Here is a 17,777-nt window from a genome sequence, read left to right as displayed (position 1 = left end):
AGAGGGATATCTATGACTATCGGATGGAAAACGCTTTTACCGGCGCTGCCGCTGGCATTATGGGTAAGCACGGTCTGCGCGGCCGCATCGCCGTCACCTGCCGAACCCGGCGCACGGCTGGCAGCGGCTGGCGACTGTATTGCCTGCCATACGGCGCCGGGCGGCAAGCCCTTCGCCGGCGGCCTGAAAATGACCACTCCGGTGGGGGCCATTTACTCCACCAATATTACCCCGGACAAAGCCACCGGCATCGGCGAGTACAGCTATGATGATTTCGTCAAGGCAGTGCGCGAAGGGGTGGCAAAAGACGGGCATAATTTGTATCCGGCCATGCCGTATACCTCATTTATCAAAATTAACGATGAGGATATGCGCGCGCTGTACGATTACTTTATGGGGCTTAAGCCCGTCCATCAGAAGAATCACGATACGGATATTCCGTGGCCGCTCAGCATTCGCTGGCCGCTCGCCGTCTGGAATATGGTATTTCACAGCGATAAAACGTTTAAGCCTGACGCCGGGAAAAGCGCGCAGTGGAACCGCGGCGCCTATCTGGTTCAGGGGCTGGCGCACTGCGGTACCTGCCACACGCCGCGCGGAATCGGTTTTCAGGAAAAAGCGCTGGATCAAACCGCATCGGCGTGGCTTAACGGTGGGACTCTTGAAGGCTGGCACGCGCCGGATTTAACCGGTAACCCGCATGCCGGATTGGGTAATTGGACGCAGCAGGATATTGTCGATTTCCTCAAAAGTGGCAGGACCAAAAATGCCGTCGCGTTTGGAGCGATGGCCGACGTCGTCGCCAACAGTACCCAGCATCTGAGCGATGATGACCTGAGCGCAATTGCCGCTTACCTGAAATCGCTTCCCCCGTCGAAAAAGACAGCGGAGGAGGCGCCGGAAACCAGGCGCGACGCCACGACTCAGGCGCTGCTCAAAGGCGATGTCAGTACCCCAGGCGCCGAGGTATACATGGATAACTGCGCCGCCTGTCACCGGCTTGATGGTAGAGGCTATGCGCGCACCTTCCCCACACTGGCGGGCAATTCTGCGGTGCTAAGCGACGATCCGTCATCGCTTATCAGCATCGTCCTGCGCGGTGGAAAGGCGCCGGTCACCCAAGATGCCGTTACCGGCCTCGCAATGCCCGGCTTTGCCTGGCGTCTGGATGATAAGCAGGTAGCCGACCTGCTTACCTTTATCCGTAACGGCTGGGGCAACCGCGCCGCCCCGGTCACTCCGGACCAGGTCAAGGAGCTGCGCTCTTTGGTACCACCCGAACCGGAAGCGGCGCAATCGCGGTGACAAAAGCCTAGCTTTGCCTGGCGTCTGGATGATAAGCAGGTAGCCGACCTGCCTACCTTTATCCGTAACGGCTGGGGCAACCGCGCCGCCCCGGTCACTCCGGACCAGGTCAAGGAGCTGCGCTCTTTGGTACCACCTGAACCGGAAGCGGCGCAATCGCGGTGACAAAAGCCTAGCTTTGCCTGGCGTCTGGATGATAAGCAGGTAGCCGACCTGCCTACCTTTATCCGTAACGGCTGGGGCAACCGCGCCGCCCCGGTCACTCCGGACCAGGTCAAGGAGCTGCGCTCTTTGGTACCGCCCGAACCGGAAGCGGCGCAATCGCGGTGACAAAAGCCCGGCTTTGCCGGGCTTTATTCTTTGACGGTGCTCCACTCCGATTTAAATTATATTTGCCAGAAAACCGTTAACGCCGCGTCTTTACGCGGTTGTATCCGCACGGCGGGCAGGTAATATTTAACCCTTTCCGCTCCTTTATGCTTACAGGAATCTCTATGCGCAGGCGCATTATCGCCCTCGATCTCGATGGCACATTACTCACGCCACAAAAAACTATTCTCCCGGAATCGCTGACGGCTCTGCAACGCGCGCGCGCGGCGGGTTATCAGGTTCTGATTGTCACCGGCCGTCACCATGTGGCTATTCACCCGTTCTATCAGGCACTGGCGCTGGATACTCCCGCCATTTGTTGCAACGGTGCCTATATTTATTATTACGCAGCCGGAAGCGTTCTGGAGGGATCGCCGCTATCCCGGAAACAGGCGCGAGAAACCCTCAATTTGCTGGAAGCCTGGCATATTCACGCGCTCATGTATGTGGACGATGAAATGCTGTATCAAACTCCGGTCGGACACGTTGAGCGAACACAGCGCTGGGCACTTACGCTACCAGAACACCAGCGGCCTACGCTGCGCAAGGTCGATTCCTTATTCGCGGCAGTGGATAGCGCGCACGCTATCTGGAAATTCGCACTGACCGGCGAAGATATCCCCCGTCTACAGCAAATCACCCGGCAGATTGAAAGCGAACTTCAGCTTGCCTGCGAATGGTCGTGGCGCGATCAGGTCGATGTCGCCCGGCCGGGCACCAGCAAAGGTCATCGTCTCGCTCAATGGGTCGCCGCGCAGGGGGCGACGATGAATGAAGTAGTCGCATTCGGAGATAACTATAACGATCTTAGTATGCTGGAAGCGGCGGGGCTTGGTATTGCGATGGGCAACGCCGACGATGCCATCAAAGCGCGCGCCGATAAAACGATCGGCACTAACGAAGAAAGCAGTATCGCCGACGCTATCTATCGCTGGCTACTTTAATATCAGGTCGCTATTGAAACGCTTTTTATTTGCGCATACAGCCAAACGTCAGGGCGGATAGCCAGTTCGTCCCTGGCCCACGGGCTGATGCGCGCCCACAGCGTGCGCCCTTCGACATCAAGCTGAACCTCCACCTGCCCCTGATTGTCCAGGCATGAAACCACGCGGGCATGCAGCACATTACGAATACTGCTGTTTACCGGCGGCTGCAGCACCAGGGAAATATCAGAGGATTTAATACGAATTCGCAGCGAAGAGCGCGGCTCTGCGGACTGTTGATTAACCCAGAGCCGCTGTGCGCCTAACGCCAGCGCCGTCATGGTATAGTGCGTATGGTGCATAAGTACCGTCGCTTCCAGCACGCTACTCTGCTGATCTTCAGGCAGCCATGGATACATTACTTCACTGTTCCACACCTCTTCCAGCGGACCAAAGGCTTTCACGGCGCCGTTATCCAGCACCAGGATTTTTTCCGCCAGATGCAGGATCTCCTCCAGAGAATGACTAACATATAGCATCGGGATTTCGATTTCCCGCGCCAGGCGCTGCAGATACGGCAACACCTCACGTTTACGTGGAACATCCAGCGAGGCCAGCGGCTCATCTAGCAGCAGAAGCTGCGGTGCCGTTAGCAGCGCGCGGCCAATCGCCACCCGCTGTTTTTCGCCGCCAGACAGCGTCCAGGGAAAACGCCCAAGCAGCGGCTCAATACCTAACAAATTGACCAGTTTATCAAACTGGCCAGCCATCTCTTTCACCATCCCGTACTTAAGATTGCCCCGCACCCGATAGTGGGGAAACAGCCGGGCGTCCTGAAATACATAGCCAATGCGCCGTTTCTCCGGGGGTAAAAAAATATTTTTCTGCGTATCGCTCAGCACACGGTCGTTGAGCACAATGCGCCCGGACTGCGGGCGCGTCAGGCCGCTAATGGCATTAATCAGCGAAGTTTTACCTGCGCCGGAAACGCCAAATATCGCGGTAATACCTCGCCCCGGCAAATTTTCACTTACCGCCAGCCGGTGACCGCCGAGCGTCTGTTCAAAATCAAGCTCCAGCACCGGTTATCCCCCCACGCGCTGGCGGCTTTTACGCGCCAGCCATTCGGCAATCATTAAAGAAACAAGCGCCAGTACTATTGAGATAGCGCACAGGCGGGCAGCGGCGCTTTCGCCACCGGGCGTTTGAATTAGCGTATACATTGCAGATGGAATAGTACGCGTTTCCCCAGGGATATTAGATACAAAGGTGATCGTGGCACCGAACTCCCCCAGCGCACGCGCAAACGCCAGCACCGCGCCAACAATAATACCGGGCAGCATCAAGGGCAGCGTGATAGTGCAAAATACTCGCCAGCGCCCGGCGCCTAACGTGCGCGCCGCCTGCTCTAAGCGAATATCGACGCTCTCAAGCGCCAGACGTATTGCCCGTACCATTAAGGGAAAGGACATCACCGCCGCCGCCAGCACGGCCCCGCGCCAGCTAAACGCAAAACTAATGCCAAACCATTCATACAGTAACCGCCCTACCGGCCCGTGCCGCCCCATGGCAATCAATAATAAATATCCGACGACTACGGGCGGCAGTACCAGAGGGAGATGGATAATGCCATCAAGCAGCGTCTTTCCCAGGAAACGGCAGCGGACTAAAATCCAGGCGAATAAAATGCCGAAAGGCAGGCTTATCGCTACGGCAATTGCAGAGACGCGCAGGCTTAAAAAAACGGCCTGCCATTCAGGGCCACTTAATATCATAGGCGCGTAGTGAAACCGTAATGTTTAAAAATCGCTGCTGCTTCCGGCCCCTGCAAATAGCGATAAAACGCCTGGGTCGCGGTGGACGGGTTATCTTTAATCATTGCCATTGGATACTCGACCTTTTGGTGGGAGTCTTCCGGGAAGGTCGCGACGACTTTAACCCCTTTACTGGCAACCGCATCAGATCCATACACAATGCCCAGCGGGGCTTCACCGCGCTCAACCAGCGCCAGCGCCCCACGCACATCCTGCGCCGGAGCGAGTTTTGGCATAAGTGATTCCCAGGCCCCAAGGTGCGTCAGAGCCTCTTTGGCATAAATTCCTGCAGGGACATGATCGGGATCGCCAACGGCCAGCCGCCCTTCCTGTAATAGCGGCAGCCACTTCGTTTCTTTATTGATGGTGAAAGAGGGCTGTGCGCTGGCCTGCGGCGCTATCACGACCAGGCTGTTAGTCAACAGCGTAATACGCGAGTCGGTTTCAATGGCTTTCTTCCCGGCCGCATAATCCATCCACTTTTGATCGGCAGAGATAAACAGGTTTGCCGGAGCGCCTGCTTCTATTTGTCGCGCTAGCGTTGAGGAAGAGGCAAACGAAGAGACAACCTCAACCTGATGCGCTTTTTTATACTGCTGCGCGATATCCGATAGCGCATTAGTTAGTGATGCAGCGGCAAATACGGTGATTTTTTCCGCAGGTTCAGCCTGCGCCGCGATACTCAGTGACAGTGCCACTGCGCCCGTCGTAAGTCGTAACCATGAAATCGTCATTTTTATACTCCCGATAATACGCTGTGTAGGGCGTAATATAACGATAGCGCGGCGTTTTTCCTAGTAGAGAGAAGCGTTTTTAGCAAGGAGGGAGAAAAGAGAACGCCCGGCGTCGCCAGGCGTTAATAAAAGATTAATGATGCGTTCTGGACTCGTTGCGGCGCCCGACGCCTGAGAAAACGTTGAATACTTCTCCCAGACCGTAAATCAAACCGAGAATGACCGCCATCACCACGGGCACCATGATAACGGCGAAAACCAGACCTTTTAGCAACTCAAACATGGCGTGCTCCAGCGTAAATTGAGGGGGTATTCTAGCGTCGCGTGTAAAAAAGATATCGCCTTTTGTGCGAATTTGCCACTCCGGCTCCAATAAGAGAAAATAACCTTTTCGCGCACCAGGAATGACATTATGCAGGCAGAAATTTTATTAACGCTGAAGCTGCAGGACAGGCTATTTGCCGATCCGCGTCGTATTGCACTGCTAAAACAGATAGCAGAGACCGGCTCTATCAGCCAGGGAGCGAAATTGGCTGGCATCAGCTATAAAAGCGCCTGGGATGCCATTAATGAAATGAACCAGCTTACCGAACAAACTCTGGTCGAACGCACCACCGGCGGTAAAGGCGGCGGCGGTGCGCATCTCACGCCCTATGGCGAACGCCTGTTACAGCTGTATTCCCTGTTAGCGCAGATTCAGCAGAAGGCGTTTGATGTGCTTCGCGATGATAGTCTGCCGCTCGATAGCCTGCTCGCCGCCATATCCCGTTTCTCGCTACAAACCAGCGCGCGCAATCAATTATTCGGCACTGTGATGCACCGCGATGAGAGCGAACGAGTACAGCAGCATATCGATATTCTGCTGGCCGACGGACATACCCAGATTAAAGCGGCCATTACCCGCCAGAGCGCAGAACGGCTGGGACTTGGGAGCGGAAAAGACGTGCTACTGCTGATTAAAGCGCCGTGGATTGAGCTGGCGCAGGCGCATCACGTGGATAAACGCGCCGATAACCAGCTTAGCGGCACAATCAGTAGCATCGAGAGCGGCTCGCAGCACAGCGAAGTTTTAGTCACGCTGCCGGGAGGGCAATCGCTGTGCGCCACGGTGCCACAGGCGCAGGTGGCACAGGAAAATTTGAGCATTGGTACTGAAATCACCGCCTTTTTTAACGCCGACCGGGTAATTATCGCCACGCTCTGCTAACGCTTTCACGCCTATTGACTTTGCCTGCCAGAGCACGTATCCCTGTAGCTATTCACTGCAAAAAACGGGATACAGCATGTCAGCATTGCAAATTACGCAAGGCATATTTCATCTGAGTGAGACTACAGCGCTAAAAATCCCGGCGCTGACGCTGCGCGCCGGAGAAAGCTGGGCTTTTATCGGCGCTAACGGCAGCGGGAAATCGGCCCTGGCGCGCGCACTCTGCGGTGAAATGGCCCCCCAGTCCGGCGATTATCATTCGACATTTCAACGCATCGCCCGGCTGTCTTTTGAGCAATTGCAGCAATTGGTTGAGGCGGAATGGCGAAATAACAATACCGATATGGCTGACCCGGAAGAAACCGACACGGGTCGCACCGTAGCGCAGATTATTCAGCATGATATCGACGATGACGCGCGCTGTCAGTTACTGGCAAAACAGTTTGGCATCGGACATTTGCTCACCCGCCGCTTTAAATATCTGTCAACCGGCGAAACGCGTAAGGCATTACTGTGCCAGGCGCTGATGAAACAACCGGACTTATTGGTGCTTGATGAGCCCTTCGACGGTCTGGATTACGGCTCGCGCGACGCGCTGAGCGCGCGACTCGCCGACTTACACGCAGCCGGTATCACGCTGGCGCTTATCCTGAATCGTTTTGATGATATCCCTGCTTTTGTCGCCCAGGCGGGGGTACTGACCGAATGCGCTCTGGAACACACCGGCTCGCGCGAGTCACTTCTGGCACAAACGCTTATTGCCCAACTGGCGCACAGTGAAAAGCTGGCGACTTACCGTCTTCCCGACGCCGACGGCGACCATGCTCTTCCCGATGTAAATCAACCGCGGGTTCTTTTACGCAATGGCACCGTAACTTACGATGACCGCCCTATTTTGCATGGTCTGAACTGGTGCGTTTCGCCGGGCGAACACTGGCAAATAACCGGCCCTAATGGCGCTGGGAAATCAACGCTGTTAAGCCTGATTACCGGCGACCACCCTCAGGGATACAGTAACGATCTTACGCTATTTGGGCGGCGGCGCGGCAGCGGTGAAACGATTTGGGATATTAAAAAGCATATCGGTTACGTAAGCAGTAGTTTGCACCTGGAATATCGGGTCAGCGCTTCAGTATTGACCGTTGTGCTCTCAGGCTGGCATGACTCTATCGGGCTTTATTTGAACCCTGGCGATCGCCAGTTGAAGCTTGCCCATGAGTGGCTTGCGCTTTTGGGAATGGATAACCAGGCGGCTCAAACCCCTTTTCACGCACTTTCCTGGGGGCAACAGCGGTTGGTATTGATTGTTCGTGCGCTGGTCAAGCGCCCGGCACTGCTGATCCTCGACGAGCCGTTGCAGGGGCTTGACTCGCTTAACCGACAGCTTGTGCGCCGTTTTATCGATATTCTTATCGGCGAAGGGGACACGCAGTTGCTTTTTGTGTCGCACCACGCGGAGGATGCGCCGGATTGCATCACTCACCGTTTAAGCTTTATTCCCGAGGGAGAAGGTTTTCGTTACCAGTGCGATAAACTAAATTAATTTGCCGGTTAGCGACGCTCCCCTGCGCCGCTAACCCATCATGTCCCGCGTTTTCTGCGCTCTACTCCCTCGCTTTTCGGCAATATTTTGGCAGCTAAACGGAAATGACGATGTGGGCGACAACCTTTAGCGCAGCAGCAGGCTTTGATACCGGCAGCAGATCCAGCGCCTGTTATCGATGGTTTTAACGCGGGATGAAAAGCTATTTCAGTTGAGAGAGTAAGCGCATGACGCGATTACTTTTCACTGAAGTCGCTGACACGGCTCATTAACCGCCAGTGACCTTAGTCGCTGGTTAGCCTGGTACGTAATCCATCTGCTTCACCGCCGCCGTAAGAAAAAACTTTTCACTGCATCAGAATCTCAGGATAACCCCCCTTAGCGCGCCAGAAATAGCCGCTTACTGTCAATAACAGCGCTGACAAAAAATCGGTTAACAATCTGGAATACTCCCGAAATCACCAAGTGTAAACGATTCCACTAATTCTGTGCATGTCACACTTTCACGGCTTCTGATATGCTAAGTTAATGACATGAGCTAAGCCTAATGGAGCAAAAAATGAAAGTATTGGTCACGGGTGGTAGCGGTTACATAGGCAGTCATACCTGCGTGCAATTGCTACAAAAAGGGCACGAGGTTATTGTGCTGGATAACTTGTGTAACAGTAAGCGTAGCGTATTACCCGTTATTGAGCGCCTTGGCGGAAACGCACCGCTATTTATTGAGGGTGACATTCGCGATGCCGCCCTCCTCGGCCTTATCTTCCGTACACATGCTATCGACACAGTTATTCACTTCGCCGGCTTAAAAGCCGTGGGCGAATCGGTGAATAAACCGCTGGAATATTATGACAATAATGTCAGCGGCACACTGTGTCTCATTGAGGCTATGCGTAACGCGAATGTGACCAACTTTATTTTTAGCTCTTCGGCCACCGTTTACGGCGATCAGCCAATTATTCCTTATGTCGAAAGCTTTCCCACTGGCCACCCTACCAGCCCTTACGGGCGCAGTAAGCTAATGGTTGAACAAATCCTCTCGGATATCCAACAGGCGAATCCCGCGTTCAGTATTGCACTATTGCGCTACTTCAACCCGGTCGGCGCGCACCCATCTGGCGACATGGGGGAAGATCCTCAGGGCATTCCAAACAACCTGATGCCTTACATTGCCCAGGTCGCGGTTGGGCGCCGCGATTCGCTGGCGATTTTCGGTAATGATTATCCAACGGAAGACGGCACCGGGGTTCGCGATTATATCCACGTGATGGACCTGGCCGAAGGCCATATTGCCGCCATGCAAACTCTGGCAAATAAACCCGGCGTACACATTTATAACCTCGGTGCGGGCATCGGCAGCAGCGTACTCGACGTAGTAAACGCTTTTAGTCACGCCTGCGGCAAGCCCGTTAACTATCACTTTGCACCGCGACGCGACGGTGATTTGCCCGCGTACTGGGCCGATGCCAGTAAGGCCGACAGCGAACTGGGCTGGCGCGTAACCCGCACGCTTGACGAAATGGCTGCCGACACGTGGCGCTGGCAATCCCGCCATCCTCAGGGCTACCCGGACTAAGGACCGCACAATGGAAACGTTTAACCCGGTCGATCACCCGCATCGCCGCTATAATCCCCTGACGGGGCAGTGGATTTTGGTTTCTCCCCACCGCGCTAAACGCCCGTGGCAAGGGGCGCAGGAGAAGACATCGGACCATGTCCCACCCTCTCACGATCCCGCCTGTTATTTGTGTCCGGGAAATACCCGAGTCACCGGAGATAAAAATCCGAACTATACGGGAACGTATGTTTTTACCAATGATTTCGCCGCTCTGATGAGCGATACGCCGGACGCGCCGCAAAGCGACGATCCGCTCATGTGTCTGGAAAGCGCGCGCGGTACCAGCCGGGTAATTTGCTTTTCCCCCGATCACAGTAAAACGCTTCCCGAATTGAGTGTTCTGGCGCTGGAGGCCGTGGTGGAAACCTGGCAGCGCCAGACCACAGAACTGGGCCGCAGCTACCCCTGGATTCAGGTCTTTGAAAATAAAGGTGCGGCGATGGGCTGCTCCAATCCCCATCCCCACGGGCAAGTTTGGGCTAACAGCTTCCTGCCTAATGAAGCGCAGCAGGAAGATACCGCCCAGCGCGATTACTTTAACCGCTACGGCTCGCCGATGCTGGTGGATTACGTTCAGCGAGAACGGCAAGACGGCAGCCGCACCGTCGTTGAGACCGAGCACTGGCTGGCGGTGGTTCCCTGGTGGGCGGCCTGGCCGTTTGAAACACTTTTGCTACCGAAGGCGCACGTGCTACGGCTGCCGGATCTGAATGAAGCGCAAAGCCGGGATCTGGTCCTGGCGCTGAAAAAGCTGACCAGCCGCTACGACAACTTATTTCACTGTTCCTTCCCCTATTCTATGGGCTGGCACGGCGCGCCTTTTAACGGCGAAGACAATGCGCACTGGCAGCTCCACGCCCATTTTTACCCGCCGCTGTTACGCTCCGCCACGGTGCGCAAGTTTATGGTGGGCTACGAGATGCTGGCGGAAACTCAGCGCGACTTAACCGCAGAACAGGCCGCCGAACGGCTGCGTGCCGTAAGCGATATTCATTACCGCGAATCTGGAGAATAATAATGACGCTGAAAGACAAAACCCTTTCCCTGTTCGCCGATAGATTCGGCTACCCGGCAAGCCTCGTAATTCAGGCGCCGGGGCGCGTCAATTTGATAGGCGAACACACCGACTATAACGACGGTTTTGTACTCCCCTGTGCGATTGATTATCAAACCGTGGTTGCCTGCGCCGCACGCGACGATCGCAGGGTTCGCGTTATCGCCGCTGATTATGATAACCAGATCGATGAATTCTCGCTGGATGCGCCCATCCTGCCCCACGAAAAACAGCAGTGGAGCAACTATGTCCGCGGCGTAGTTAAACATCTGCAGCAGCGCGATAATCGCATCGGCGGCGCCGATTTGGTTATCAGCGGTAACGTTCCTCAGGGCGCGGGCCTGAGTTCGTCCGCCTCGCTGGAAGTCGCGGTGGGTAAGGTTTTTCAGCAGCTTTGGGATCTGGCTCTGGATGGCACTCAGTTAGCGTTAAACGGACAGGAAGCAGAAAACCAGTTCGTTGGCTGTAACTGCGGCATTATGGATCAACTTATTTCTGCCCTTGGTGAGGAAGGAAGCGCGCTATTGATTGACTGCCGCTCTCTTAATACAAAAGCGGTTCCGATGCCGCAGGGCGTCGCCGTAGTCATTATTAATAGTAATTTCAAACGCACCCTGGTTGGCAGCGAATATAATACCCGGCGCGAGCAGTGTGAAACCGGCGCACGATTCTTCCAGCAAAAAGCCTTACGTGATGTGTCTCTGGATCAATTTAATGCGGTCGCACATGAGTTAGATCCCGTGGTGGCCCGGCGCGTACGCCATGTCCTTACAGAAAATGCACGCACCGAGCAAGCCTCTGAGGCACTGGCTTGCGGCGACCTGCACCGTATGGGGGAGCTGATGGCGGAGTCTCACGCCTCTATGCGCGACGATTTTGAAATCACCGTACCGCAAATTGACACTCTGGTGGATATCGTGAAAGAGGTTATCGGCGATCGGGGCGGAGTCCGCATGACCGGCGGCGGTTTCGGTGGATGTATTGTGGCACTGGTGCCTGAATCGCTGGTTTCAGCGGTACAAGATGCGGTAAAAACGCAATATGAAGCGAAAACCGGCATCAAAGAGACATTCTATATCTGTAAGCCGTCAAAAGGAGCTGACGTATGCTAAAAGAAACGCTTCAGGTAGCGCCCGACGAACTCCCCTGGCGTATTTCCACACTGCGTAATGCCGGAGGTATGGTTGTTACATTAATGGACTGGGGCGCAACGCTATTATCCTGCCGCGTGCCACTCAGCAACGGCAGCGTTCGAGAAACGCTGCTCGGTTGCGCCAGCCCGGAAGCCTATCAAAATCAATCCGCTTATCTGGGCGCCACGGTTGGCCGCTATGCCAACCGCATAGCCAACGCCCAATTTACGCTGAACGGGCAGCAAATTACACTGGCTGCGAATCAGGGGCCGAATCAGCTCCACGGCGGGCCAGGCGGGTTTGATAAGCGCCGCTGGCGAGTTCTACAGCAAAATGAAAGTGAAGCCGTTTTCGCACTGGAGTCCCTCGACGGCGATCAGGGCTTTCCGGGAGAGTGCCGGGTGACAGCGCACTATCGCGTTACAGAAGATAACCGGCTGGAAATCGAATATCGCGCTCAGGTAACGCAGGCCTGCCCCGTCAATTTGACTAACCACGCTTACTTCAACCTGGACGATAACCAAAACGATGTGCGTGAACATGAGTTACAGGTGTTTGCCGATAGCTATTTACCGATAGATGCAAGCGGCATCCCCACTCAGGGATTATGCCCGGTAGAGAATACCGGTTTCGATTTTCGCCGCCCCAAGCCCATCATCCAGGATTTCCTGAAAGATGAAGGTCAGCAAATCGTTAACGGTTACGATCACGCCTTTTTGTTGACCGCACGGGGAGATGTTTCGCACCCGGCGGCGCAGGTATGGTCTTCGGATAAGCGGCTCAAAATGACGGTATATACCAGCGCACCGGCGCTGCAGGTATATACCGGCAACTTTCTCGCGGGCACCCCGGCCCGGGAGCAGGGTGAATATGCTAACTGGCAGGGGCTGGCGCTAGAAAGCGAGTTTTTGCCGGACAGCCCTAATCATCCGGAGTGGCCGCAGCCAAATGTTATGCTGGCGCCGGAACAGGAATATGTCAGTATCACCCACTACTGCTTTAGCGCCGCATAGCGCTTTTCGGCCTGACTTATAGTTTTGGTCAGGCCGGAAATTGCTCACCGGTTACACCAGTTTGCGCCTTAAAAACCACGCTGAGTTCACATCTGTCTTACACTTTCGCAGGATTTTCGCTATGTTAAGAGCAGAGGCATTGTCGCCGCCCCCGCGGCGGCAATATAATGAGAATCGTTATCAATCTCTCACGCTTATACAGGAGTAAGACAATGGCTACGACTAAACTCGTTCTGGTGCGTCACGGTGAAAGCCAGTGGAATCAGGAAAACCGTTTTACCGGCTGGTACGATGTCGATCTGTCGGAGAAAGGTAAAGGCGAAGCAAAGGCAGCGGGAAAACTATTAAAAGATGAAGGTTATAGCTTTGACTTCGCATACACTTCTGTACTGAAGCGCGCGATTCATACCCTGTGGAATATTATGGATGAACTGGACCAGGACTGGCTGCCCGTTGAAAAATCGTGGAAGCTGAATGAACGCCACTATGGCGCGCTGCAGGGGTTGAACAAAGCTGAAACCGCCGAAAAATACGGCGATGAGCAGGTAAAACAGTGGCGCCGCGGCTTTGCTGTAACCCCGCCGGAGCTGACCAAAGACGATGAGCGCTATCCGGGCCACGATCCACGCTATGCAAAATTGAGCGCGAGCGAACTGCCGGTAACCGAAAGCCTCGCATTAACTATCGATCGCGTTATTCCCTACTGGAACGAAACGATTTTACCTCGTCTGAAAAACGGCGAGCGCATCATTGTGGCCGCGCACGGTAACTCTCTGCGCGCGCTGGTTAAATACCTCGATAATATGAGCGAAGATGAAATTCTGGAGCTGAATATTCCAACGGGTGTACCGCTGGTGTATGAGTTCGACGAAAGTTTCAAACCCGTTAAACATTACTATTTGGGCAACGCCGAAGAAATTGCGGCTAAAGCGGCAGCGGTAGCGAATCAGGGCAAAGCGAAATAATTCTTAGCCATATAAAGACACTCCCTCTGCCGATACGCATCGGCAGAGCGCTTTATTCTCTTCCACACCGGTACGCCTGCGGCCTGCGAGCCTGTCTGTTCTGATTGAAGAAATGTAAAAAAGGGGCTTTCGCCCCTCTGTTGTGCCAGCGCCGACAGAATGCGTTAGGCGCGACGTGCTTTGACGGCCCGGGCAAGCTGGCGCAGCAGCGTATCCGTATCCTGCCAGCCGATACAGGCGTCCGTAATACTTTTACCGTATACCAGCGGCTCGCCGCTGTCCGGGTTTTGATTACCTTCAACCAGATGACTCTCGACCATAACGCCCATGATAGCCCGATCGCCGCCGGCGATTTGCGCGCATACGTCAGTACCTACGTCCATCTGCTTTTGAAATTGTTTACTGGAATTAGCGTGGCTGAAATCAATCATCACCTGCTGTCTCAGCCCCGCTTTCGCCAGCCCTTCTTTCACCTGCGCCACGTGCTGCGCGCTGTAGTTAGGCTCTTTACCACCGCGCAGGATGATATGGCAATCTTCGTTGCCCGCCGTATTGACGATGGCAGAATGACCCCATTTCGTTACGGAAAGGAAACAGTGCGGCGCACCGGCGGCGTTAATGGCATCGATAGCCACTTTTATCGTACCGTCAGTGCCATTTTTAAAGCCGACGGGGCAAGACAGGCCGGAAGAGAGTTCGCGGTGAACCTGAGATTCTGTGGTACGCGCACCGATGGCACCCCAGCTCATAAGATCGGCAACATATTGGGGCGTAATCATGTCCAGAAACTCGCCTGCCGCAGGCAAACCAGAATCATTGATATCCAGTAGCAGCTTGCGCGCAATGCGCAGGCCGTCGTTAATGCGGAAGCTGTTATCCATGTAAGGGTCATTAATCAGCCCTTTCCAGCCAACGGTGGTGCGCGGTTTTTCAAAATAAACGCGCATGACAATTTCAAGTTCATCATGCAATTCATTACGCAGCGCCAGTAGTCGGCTCGCGTACTCTTTCGCGGCTTTAGGATCGTGAATAGAGCATGGACCAATCACCACCAGCAGACGATCGTCCTCCCCTTTTAACAGGGTGTGAATTGCCGTGCGTGCCTGTGCGACGGTTTGCGCCGCGCGTTCCGTGGCGGGAAACTTTTCCAGTAATGCTACCGGAGGAAGAAGTTCATTAATCTCTTTAATTCGGGTGTCGTCGTTCTGATAGTTCATGTTGATTCCGTAGATGCTGAAAATTCTCTTTATTGCAAGCGATCCAATCTAACGCGTCCCTATGAAGGTGTAAACCATGTTTTACAGACGAGATAGATTATTCCGGGATATACGCTCAAATGAAGGGGTTTGTGGCGAAAGCAGAACAAGCAGCTACACTTTCTAACTGTTAATCATGAAATTAACGCCTGAAAAAAGCATGTCATGCTGACTATTGCATATGTATTTCTTTAGTGCGTTGAATTTATATTTTGGAGCTTACTCTTCTCACCGGTGGAACATCAGCCGGCCTAACCTCATATCCTATGGGAGTACGACGATGAAACAATCAATGCGCCTTATTCTGAGCCTGGCCTTCATGTTAAGTAGCGGAGCTGCTATGGCTGCTGCAAATAATAACGGCCAGCAGAATGCTGCGGCGGATGCCGGTCAGCCTGCTCCGGGCGCGCATGAAAACCTGCCCCCGCGCGACATCGACAATTCTCAAATTAACAATAGCGGTAGTTCATCGAACAGCGGCAGCACACTTTCCGGTGACGGAATGACAAGCGATGACGTGCATAAAAATACAATGTGTAAAGATGGGCACTGCCCGGATACCAATAAAAAAGTGCCGACGGGCGTAGATAGCCACAAAATCAATCCTAAAACCGATGGCACCACCCAGTAACTGAGAGGGGGCGACAGCCCCCTTATCGCAAAATAATCATTAACAATCTATTCTTTCGCAGGCAATAATAGTCCTTCATTAGGCTACCTACATAAACACTATGGCGCACTCTCACTCGCATCATTCAGATGCTCCAACGCACGGCAATACGCGTCGACTCTTCCTTGCATTCGCCATTACTGCCGCATTTATGGTGGCGGAAATTATTGGCGGCCTGGTTTCTGGCTCCTTAGCACTACTGGCTGACGCCGGGCACATGCTTACGGATGCGGCAGCGCTACTGGTGGCACTGCTGGCAGTGCACTTCGCGCGCCGCCCGCCAAATGCCAGCCATACTTTCGGCTGGCTGCGTTTAACTACGCTCGCTGCATTCGTTAACGCGATTGCGCTGGTGGTTATCACTATTCTTATTGTCTGGGAGGCGATCGCGCGCTTCTATCATCCCCAGCCCGTCGCCGGGGGGATGATGTTAATTATCGCTTTTGCCGGCCTTGTCGCGAATATATTCTCTTTCTGGGTACTGCATCATGATAACGAAGAAAGCAATATAAACGTTCGCGCGGCCGCACTGCACGTACTAGGCGATTTGTTAGGTTCTGTGGGAGCCATTGTCGCGGCTTTCGTTATTCTCTGGACCGGCTGGACGCCTATCGATCCCTTGCTTTCTATTCTGGTGTCGTGTTTGGTGCTGCGCAGTGCGTGGCGGCTATTAAAAGAAAGTGTGAATGAGCTACTGGAAGGCGCACCGGGCGCGATTGATATTACCGCGTTAAAGAAGCGCCTGAGCGGCACTATTCCAGAAGTGCGTAATATCCATCACGTTCATCTCTGGCTGGTAGGTGAACAGCCGCTAATGACGCTGCACGTTCAGGTTATTCCTCCGCACGATCATGATGAGCTACTGGAACGCATCCATCATTTTCTCGCCCACGAATATCAGATAGCGCACGCTACCGTGCAGATGGAGTATCAACCCTGCGGCGTTGAAGACTGTAAGTTAGGTACCAGCGCTTCTTCACCGCATCATCATCACTAATGATTCAGCGCGCGTGAACTATGTTCGCGCGCGCTTTTTATCCACACCCGACAGCCATTCAGAGCGATAAATAGAAGTATCAGATATTCCAGCGCCATTACCCACACGCCCTGCAAGGCAAAGATGCCGATGCTGATTACGTTAACTACCGCCCATAATAACCAATTTTCCACGTATTTACGCGTCATTAAAATCATAGCGACAATGGACAGTACCATCATACAGGCATCCCAAAACGGGAAAGCATCGGGTGCCAATACAGGTGCGGCAACGTTGATGCCAAAGGCATGCAGTATCGCCAGCGTAGCACGTGAAAGCCATGCAAAAAGAGGATCGATTCCTGTCGCCACCAGCGCAATGGCCAGTATGCTTCCGCCGCCCCATATCATCGCCGCTGGTCGTGATAACCAGCGAATTTTTAGGAGCGCCTGTTGCTGGCTCTGGCGCGACCACGCGTACCAGCCATAAACATTGGCACCAAAGAAAAAGAGCTGCAGCAGCAGGCTGGCATAGAGTTGGATCTGGAAAAATATGACGGCAAAAAGCACTACATTAATGATCCCAAACAGATAGTTGATTAACTTCTCGTAGCTCGCAAGCCAGATACAAATCAGGCCTGCCAGGGTACCAATAGCTTCAATCCACGAAACAGGATACCCACCGGCTCCTGGCGGAATGTTCAGCATAATATTTTGGGTACTAAAAAAATCCATATTGACCTCAGCGCCAGCGGTGTGCTTTAAGTTGGGAAAACGCCAATCATCTAACTGCGTACACGTGAAGCGAGCCGCGCTCGCCCATTTAGACCTGAATGGTGATTAACGCTCAGGTTGCAATGGCATTAAACTGTTAAGCGCGCTTCCCTGTATCTCATTTAAACAAATTATTTGCCACATGTTTATCACAGTAAACAATATTAAATATAAAAGCGTTTTTATACGGAATTTCTCTTACTAAGTTTTCTATAGAAAACCCGGCAGCGCAAATAAATTAACGCACACTCATACCGGGCGCGGCCGGAGTAAATATAGACTGAGCTCCCGCTGAGGTGGTACCCGGAATGTAGCTAAGGGGCAGACTGGCAGTAAATCATCCATTGCAACAATTCATGCAACTATTAGCGCGCGCTCAAGAAGCGATGGCAGGGTGATTAATCGGAAGGCAGTGCGGTAACGT

General features: G+C 53.7%; 17 protein-coding genes. 11 read left to right on the top strand and 6 right to left on the bottom strand.

What is annotated here, in order from left to right; translation table 11 throughout:
- The first annotated feature begins 12 nt into the window (after positions 1 to 12).
- Both SFA31_RS11865 and SFA31_RS11860 read left to right on the top strand, forming a co-directional pair.
- A complete protein-coding gene (locus tag SFA31_RS11865) occupies positions 13 to 1,305 on the top strand; it encodes a cytochrome c (RefSeq protein WP_322838158.1) in 1,293 nt (430 codons plus the stop codon).
- A 494-nt stretch (positions 1,306 to 1,799) separates the two neighbouring features.
- On the top strand, positions 1,800 to 2,618 hold the full coding sequence (locus SFA31_RS11860; protein WP_322838157.1) for a pyridoxal phosphatase: 819 nt from the start codon (positions 1,800 to 1,802) through the stop codon (positions 2,616 to 2,618).
- A 2-nt stretch (positions 2,619 to 2,620) separates the two neighbouring features.
- On the opposite strand, the gene modC is transcribed toward SFA31_RS11860, so the two are convergent.
- The 4 genes from modC to SFA31_RS11840 all read right to left on the bottom strand — a co-directional run bounded on the left by modC (position 2,621) and on the right by SFA31_RS11840 (position 5,428).
- Entirely contained in the window at positions 2,621 to 3,679 is a 1,059-nt protein-coding gene (modC, locus tag SFA31_RS11855) for a molybdenum ABC transporter ATP-binding protein ModC (RefSeq protein ID WP_322838156.1), read from the bottom strand.
- Positions 3,680 to 3,682: 3 nt separating this feature from the next.
- Positions 3,683 to 4,372, bottom strand: coding sequence for a molybdate ABC transporter permease subunit (gene modB / locus SFA31_RS11850; RefSeq protein WP_322838155.1), 690 nt, complete (start codon positions 4,370 to 4,372; stop codon positions 3,683 to 3,685).
- Positions 4,369 to 5,145, bottom strand: coding sequence for a molybdate ABC transporter substrate-binding protein (gene modA / locus SFA31_RS11845; protein ID WP_322838154.1), 777 nt, complete (start codon positions 5,143 to 5,145; stop codon positions 4,369 to 4,371). The genes modB and modA overlap by 4 nt, the downstream gene beginning before the upstream one ends.
- Positions 5,146 to 5,278: 133 nt before the next feature.
- A complete protein-coding gene (locus tag SFA31_RS11840; RefSeq protein ID WP_322838153.1) occupies positions 5,279 to 5,428 on the bottom strand; it encodes an AcrZ family multidrug efflux pump-associated protein in 150 nt (49 codons plus the stop codon).
- A gap of 129 nt (positions 5,429 to 5,557) precedes the next feature.
- Between SFA31_RS11840 and modE the strand changes: the two genes are divergently transcribed.
- From modE to gpmA, 7 genes are all read left to right on the top strand, one after another.
- Positions 5,558 to 6,352 (top strand): molybdenum-dependent transcriptional regulator, encoded by a 795-nt coding sequence (gene modE / locus SFA31_RS11835; RefSeq protein ID WP_322838152.1) that lies wholly within the window; start codon positions 5,558 to 5,560, stop codon positions 6,350 to 6,352.
- Positions 6,353 to 6,428: 76 nt separating this feature from the next.
- Complete coding sequence (modF, locus tag SFA31_RS11830) at positions 6,429 to 7,895, top strand: molybdate ABC transporter ATP-binding protein ModF (RefSeq protein ID WP_322838151.1); 1,467 nt, start codon at positions 6,429 to 6,431, stop codon at positions 7,893 to 7,895.
- Between the two features lie 559 nt (positions 7,896 to 8,454).
- Positions 8,455 to 9,471 carry a UDP-glucose 4-epimerase GalE gene (gene galE, locus SFA31_RS11825; protein ID WP_322838150.1) on the top strand — a complete coding sequence of 339 codons (1,017 nt, stop codon included), beginning with the start codon at positions 8,455 to 8,457 and terminating at the stop codon, positions 9,469 to 9,471.
- Between the two features lie 10 nt (positions 9,472 to 9,481).
- Positions 9,482 to 10,528 (top strand): galactose-1-phosphate uridylyltransferase, encoded by a 1,047-nt coding sequence (galT, locus tag SFA31_RS11820; protein WP_322838149.1) that lies wholly within the window; start codon positions 9,482 to 9,484, stop codon positions 10,526 to 10,528.
- A 2-nt stretch (positions 10,529 to 10,530) separates the two neighbouring features.
- Positions 10,531 to 11,679 carry a galactokinase gene (gene galK / locus SFA31_RS11815; protein ID WP_322838148.1) on the top strand — a complete coding sequence of 383 codons (1,149 nt, stop codon included), beginning with the start codon at positions 10,531 to 10,533 and terminating at the stop codon, positions 11,677 to 11,679.
- The gene (gene galM / locus SFA31_RS11810; RefSeq protein ID WP_322838147.1) at positions 11,673 to 12,713 is read left to right on the top strand and encodes a galactose-1-epimerase; all 1,041 of its coding nucleotides are present in this window, start codon (positions 11,673 to 11,675) and stop codon (positions 12,711 to 12,713) included. Before galK ends, galM begins: the two co-directional genes overlap by 7 nt.
- A 212-nt stretch (positions 12,714 to 12,925) precedes the next feature.
- The gene (gpmA, locus tag SFA31_RS11805; protein WP_322838146.1) at positions 12,926 to 13,678 is read left to right on the top strand and encodes a 2,3-diphosphoglycerate-dependent phosphoglycerate mutase; all 753 of its coding nucleotides are present in this window, start codon (positions 12,926 to 12,928) and stop codon (positions 13,676 to 13,678) included.
- 164 nt (positions 13,679 to 13,842) lie between these two features.
- Here gpmA and aroG read toward each other — a convergent pair whose 3' ends face one another.
- Complete coding sequence (gene aroG, locus SFA31_RS11800; RefSeq protein WP_322838145.1) at positions 13,843 to 14,895, bottom strand: 3-deoxy-7-phosphoheptulonate synthase AroG; 1,053 nt, start codon at positions 14,893 to 14,895, stop codon at positions 13,843 to 13,845.
- A 319-nt stretch (positions 14,896 to 15,214) separates the two neighbouring features.
- Here aroG and SFA31_RS11795 point away from each other — a divergent pair, with 319 nt between their 5' ends.
- Together SFA31_RS11795 and zitB are read left to right on the top strand one after the other, a co-directional pair.
- Positions 15,215 to 15,565 (top strand): YbgS-like family protein, encoded by a 351-nt coding sequence (locus SFA31_RS11795; protein ID WP_322838144.1) that lies wholly within the window; start codon positions 15,215 to 15,217, stop codon positions 15,563 to 15,565.
- 100 nt (positions 15,566 to 15,665) lie between these two features.
- A complete protein-coding gene (gene zitB, locus SFA31_RS11790) occupies positions 15,666 to 16,601 on the top strand; it encodes a CDF family zinc transporter ZitB (protein ID WP_322838143.1) in 936 nt (311 codons plus the stop codon).
- Here zitB and pnuC read toward each other — a convergent pair.
- Positions 16,598 to 17,314 (bottom strand): nicotinamide riboside transporter PnuC, encoded by a 717-nt coding sequence (gene pnuC, locus SFA31_RS11785; protein ID WP_322838142.1) that lies wholly within the window; start codon positions 17,312 to 17,314, stop codon positions 16,598 to 16,600. The genes zitB and pnuC overlap by 4 nt on opposite strands.
- Between the last annotated feature and the right edge of the window lie 463 nt (positions 17,315 to 17,777).

This window comes from Erwinia sp. HR93 (assembly GCF_034555055.1).
Taxonomy (GTDB): Bacteria; Pseudomonadota; Gammaproteobacteria; order Enterobacterales; family Enterobacteriaceae; genus Apirhabdus; species Apirhabdus apintestini.
The sequence above is the reverse complement of the archived record's forward strand: the minus strand, read 5'-3'. Positions and strand labels throughout refer to the sequence as shown.

What these genes read in the sequence shown, in the direction of transcription:
- SFA31_RS11865 (WP_322838158.1), top strand. Translation starts at nt 13, where the DNA reads ATGACTATCGGATGGAAAACGCTTTTACCGGCGCTGCCGCTGGCATTA.
- SFA31_RS11860 (WP_322838157.1), top strand. Translation starts at nt 1,800, where the DNA reads ATGCGCAGGCGCATTATCGCCCTCGATCTCGATGGCACATTACTCACG.
- modB (WP_322838155.1), bottom strand. Translation starts at nt 4,372, where the DNA reads ATGATATTAAGTGGCCCTGAATGGCAGGCCGTTTTTTTAAGCCTGCGC.
- modA (WP_322838154.1), bottom strand. Translation starts at nt 5,145, where the DNA reads ATGACGATTTCATGGTTACGACTTACGACGGGCGCAGTGGCACTGTCA.
- SFA31_RS11840 (WP_322838153.1), bottom strand. Translation starts at nt 5,428, where the DNA reads ATGTTTGAGTTGCTAAAAGGTCTGGTTTTCGCCGTTATCATGGTGCCC.
- modE (WP_322838152.1), top strand. Translation starts at nt 5,558, where the DNA reads ATGCAGGCAGAAATTTTATTAACGCTGAAGCTGCAGGACAGGCTATTT.
- modF (WP_322838151.1), top strand. Translation starts at nt 6,429, where the DNA reads ATGTCAGCATTGCAAATTACGCAAGGCATATTTCATCTGAGTGAGACT.
- galE (WP_322838150.1), top strand. Translation starts at nt 8,455, where the DNA reads ATGAAAGTATTGGTCACGGGTGGTAGCGGTTACATAGGCAGTCATACC.
- galT (WP_322838149.1), top strand. Translation starts at nt 9,482, where the DNA reads ATGGAAACGTTTAACCCGGTCGATCACCCGCATCGCCGCTATAATCCC.
- galK (WP_322838148.1), top strand. Translation starts at nt 10,531, where the DNA reads ATGACGCTGAAAGACAAAACCCTTTCCCTGTTCGCCGATAGATTCGGC.
- galM (WP_322838147.1), top strand. Translation starts at nt 11,673, where the DNA reads ATGCTAAAAGAAACGCTTCAGGTAGCGCCCGACGAACTCCCCTGGCGT.
- gpmA (WP_322838146.1), top strand. Translation starts at nt 12,926, where the DNA reads ATGGCTACGACTAAACTCGTTCTGGTGCGTCACGGTGAAAGCCAGTGG.
- aroG (WP_322838145.1), bottom strand. Translation starts at nt 14,895, where the DNA reads ATGAACTATCAGAACGACGACACCCGAATTAAAGAGATTAATGAACTT.
- SFA31_RS11795 (WP_322838144.1), top strand. Translation starts at nt 15,215, where the DNA reads ATGAAACAATCAATGCGCCTTATTCTGAGCCTGGCCTTCATGTTAAGT.
- zitB (WP_322838143.1), top strand. Translation starts at nt 15,666, where the DNA reads ATGGCGCACTCTCACTCGCATCATTCAGATGCTCCAACGCACGGCAAT.
- pnuC (WP_322838142.1), bottom strand. Translation starts at nt 17,314, where the DNA reads ATGGATTTTTTTAGTACCCAAAATATTATGCTGAACATTCCGCCAGGA.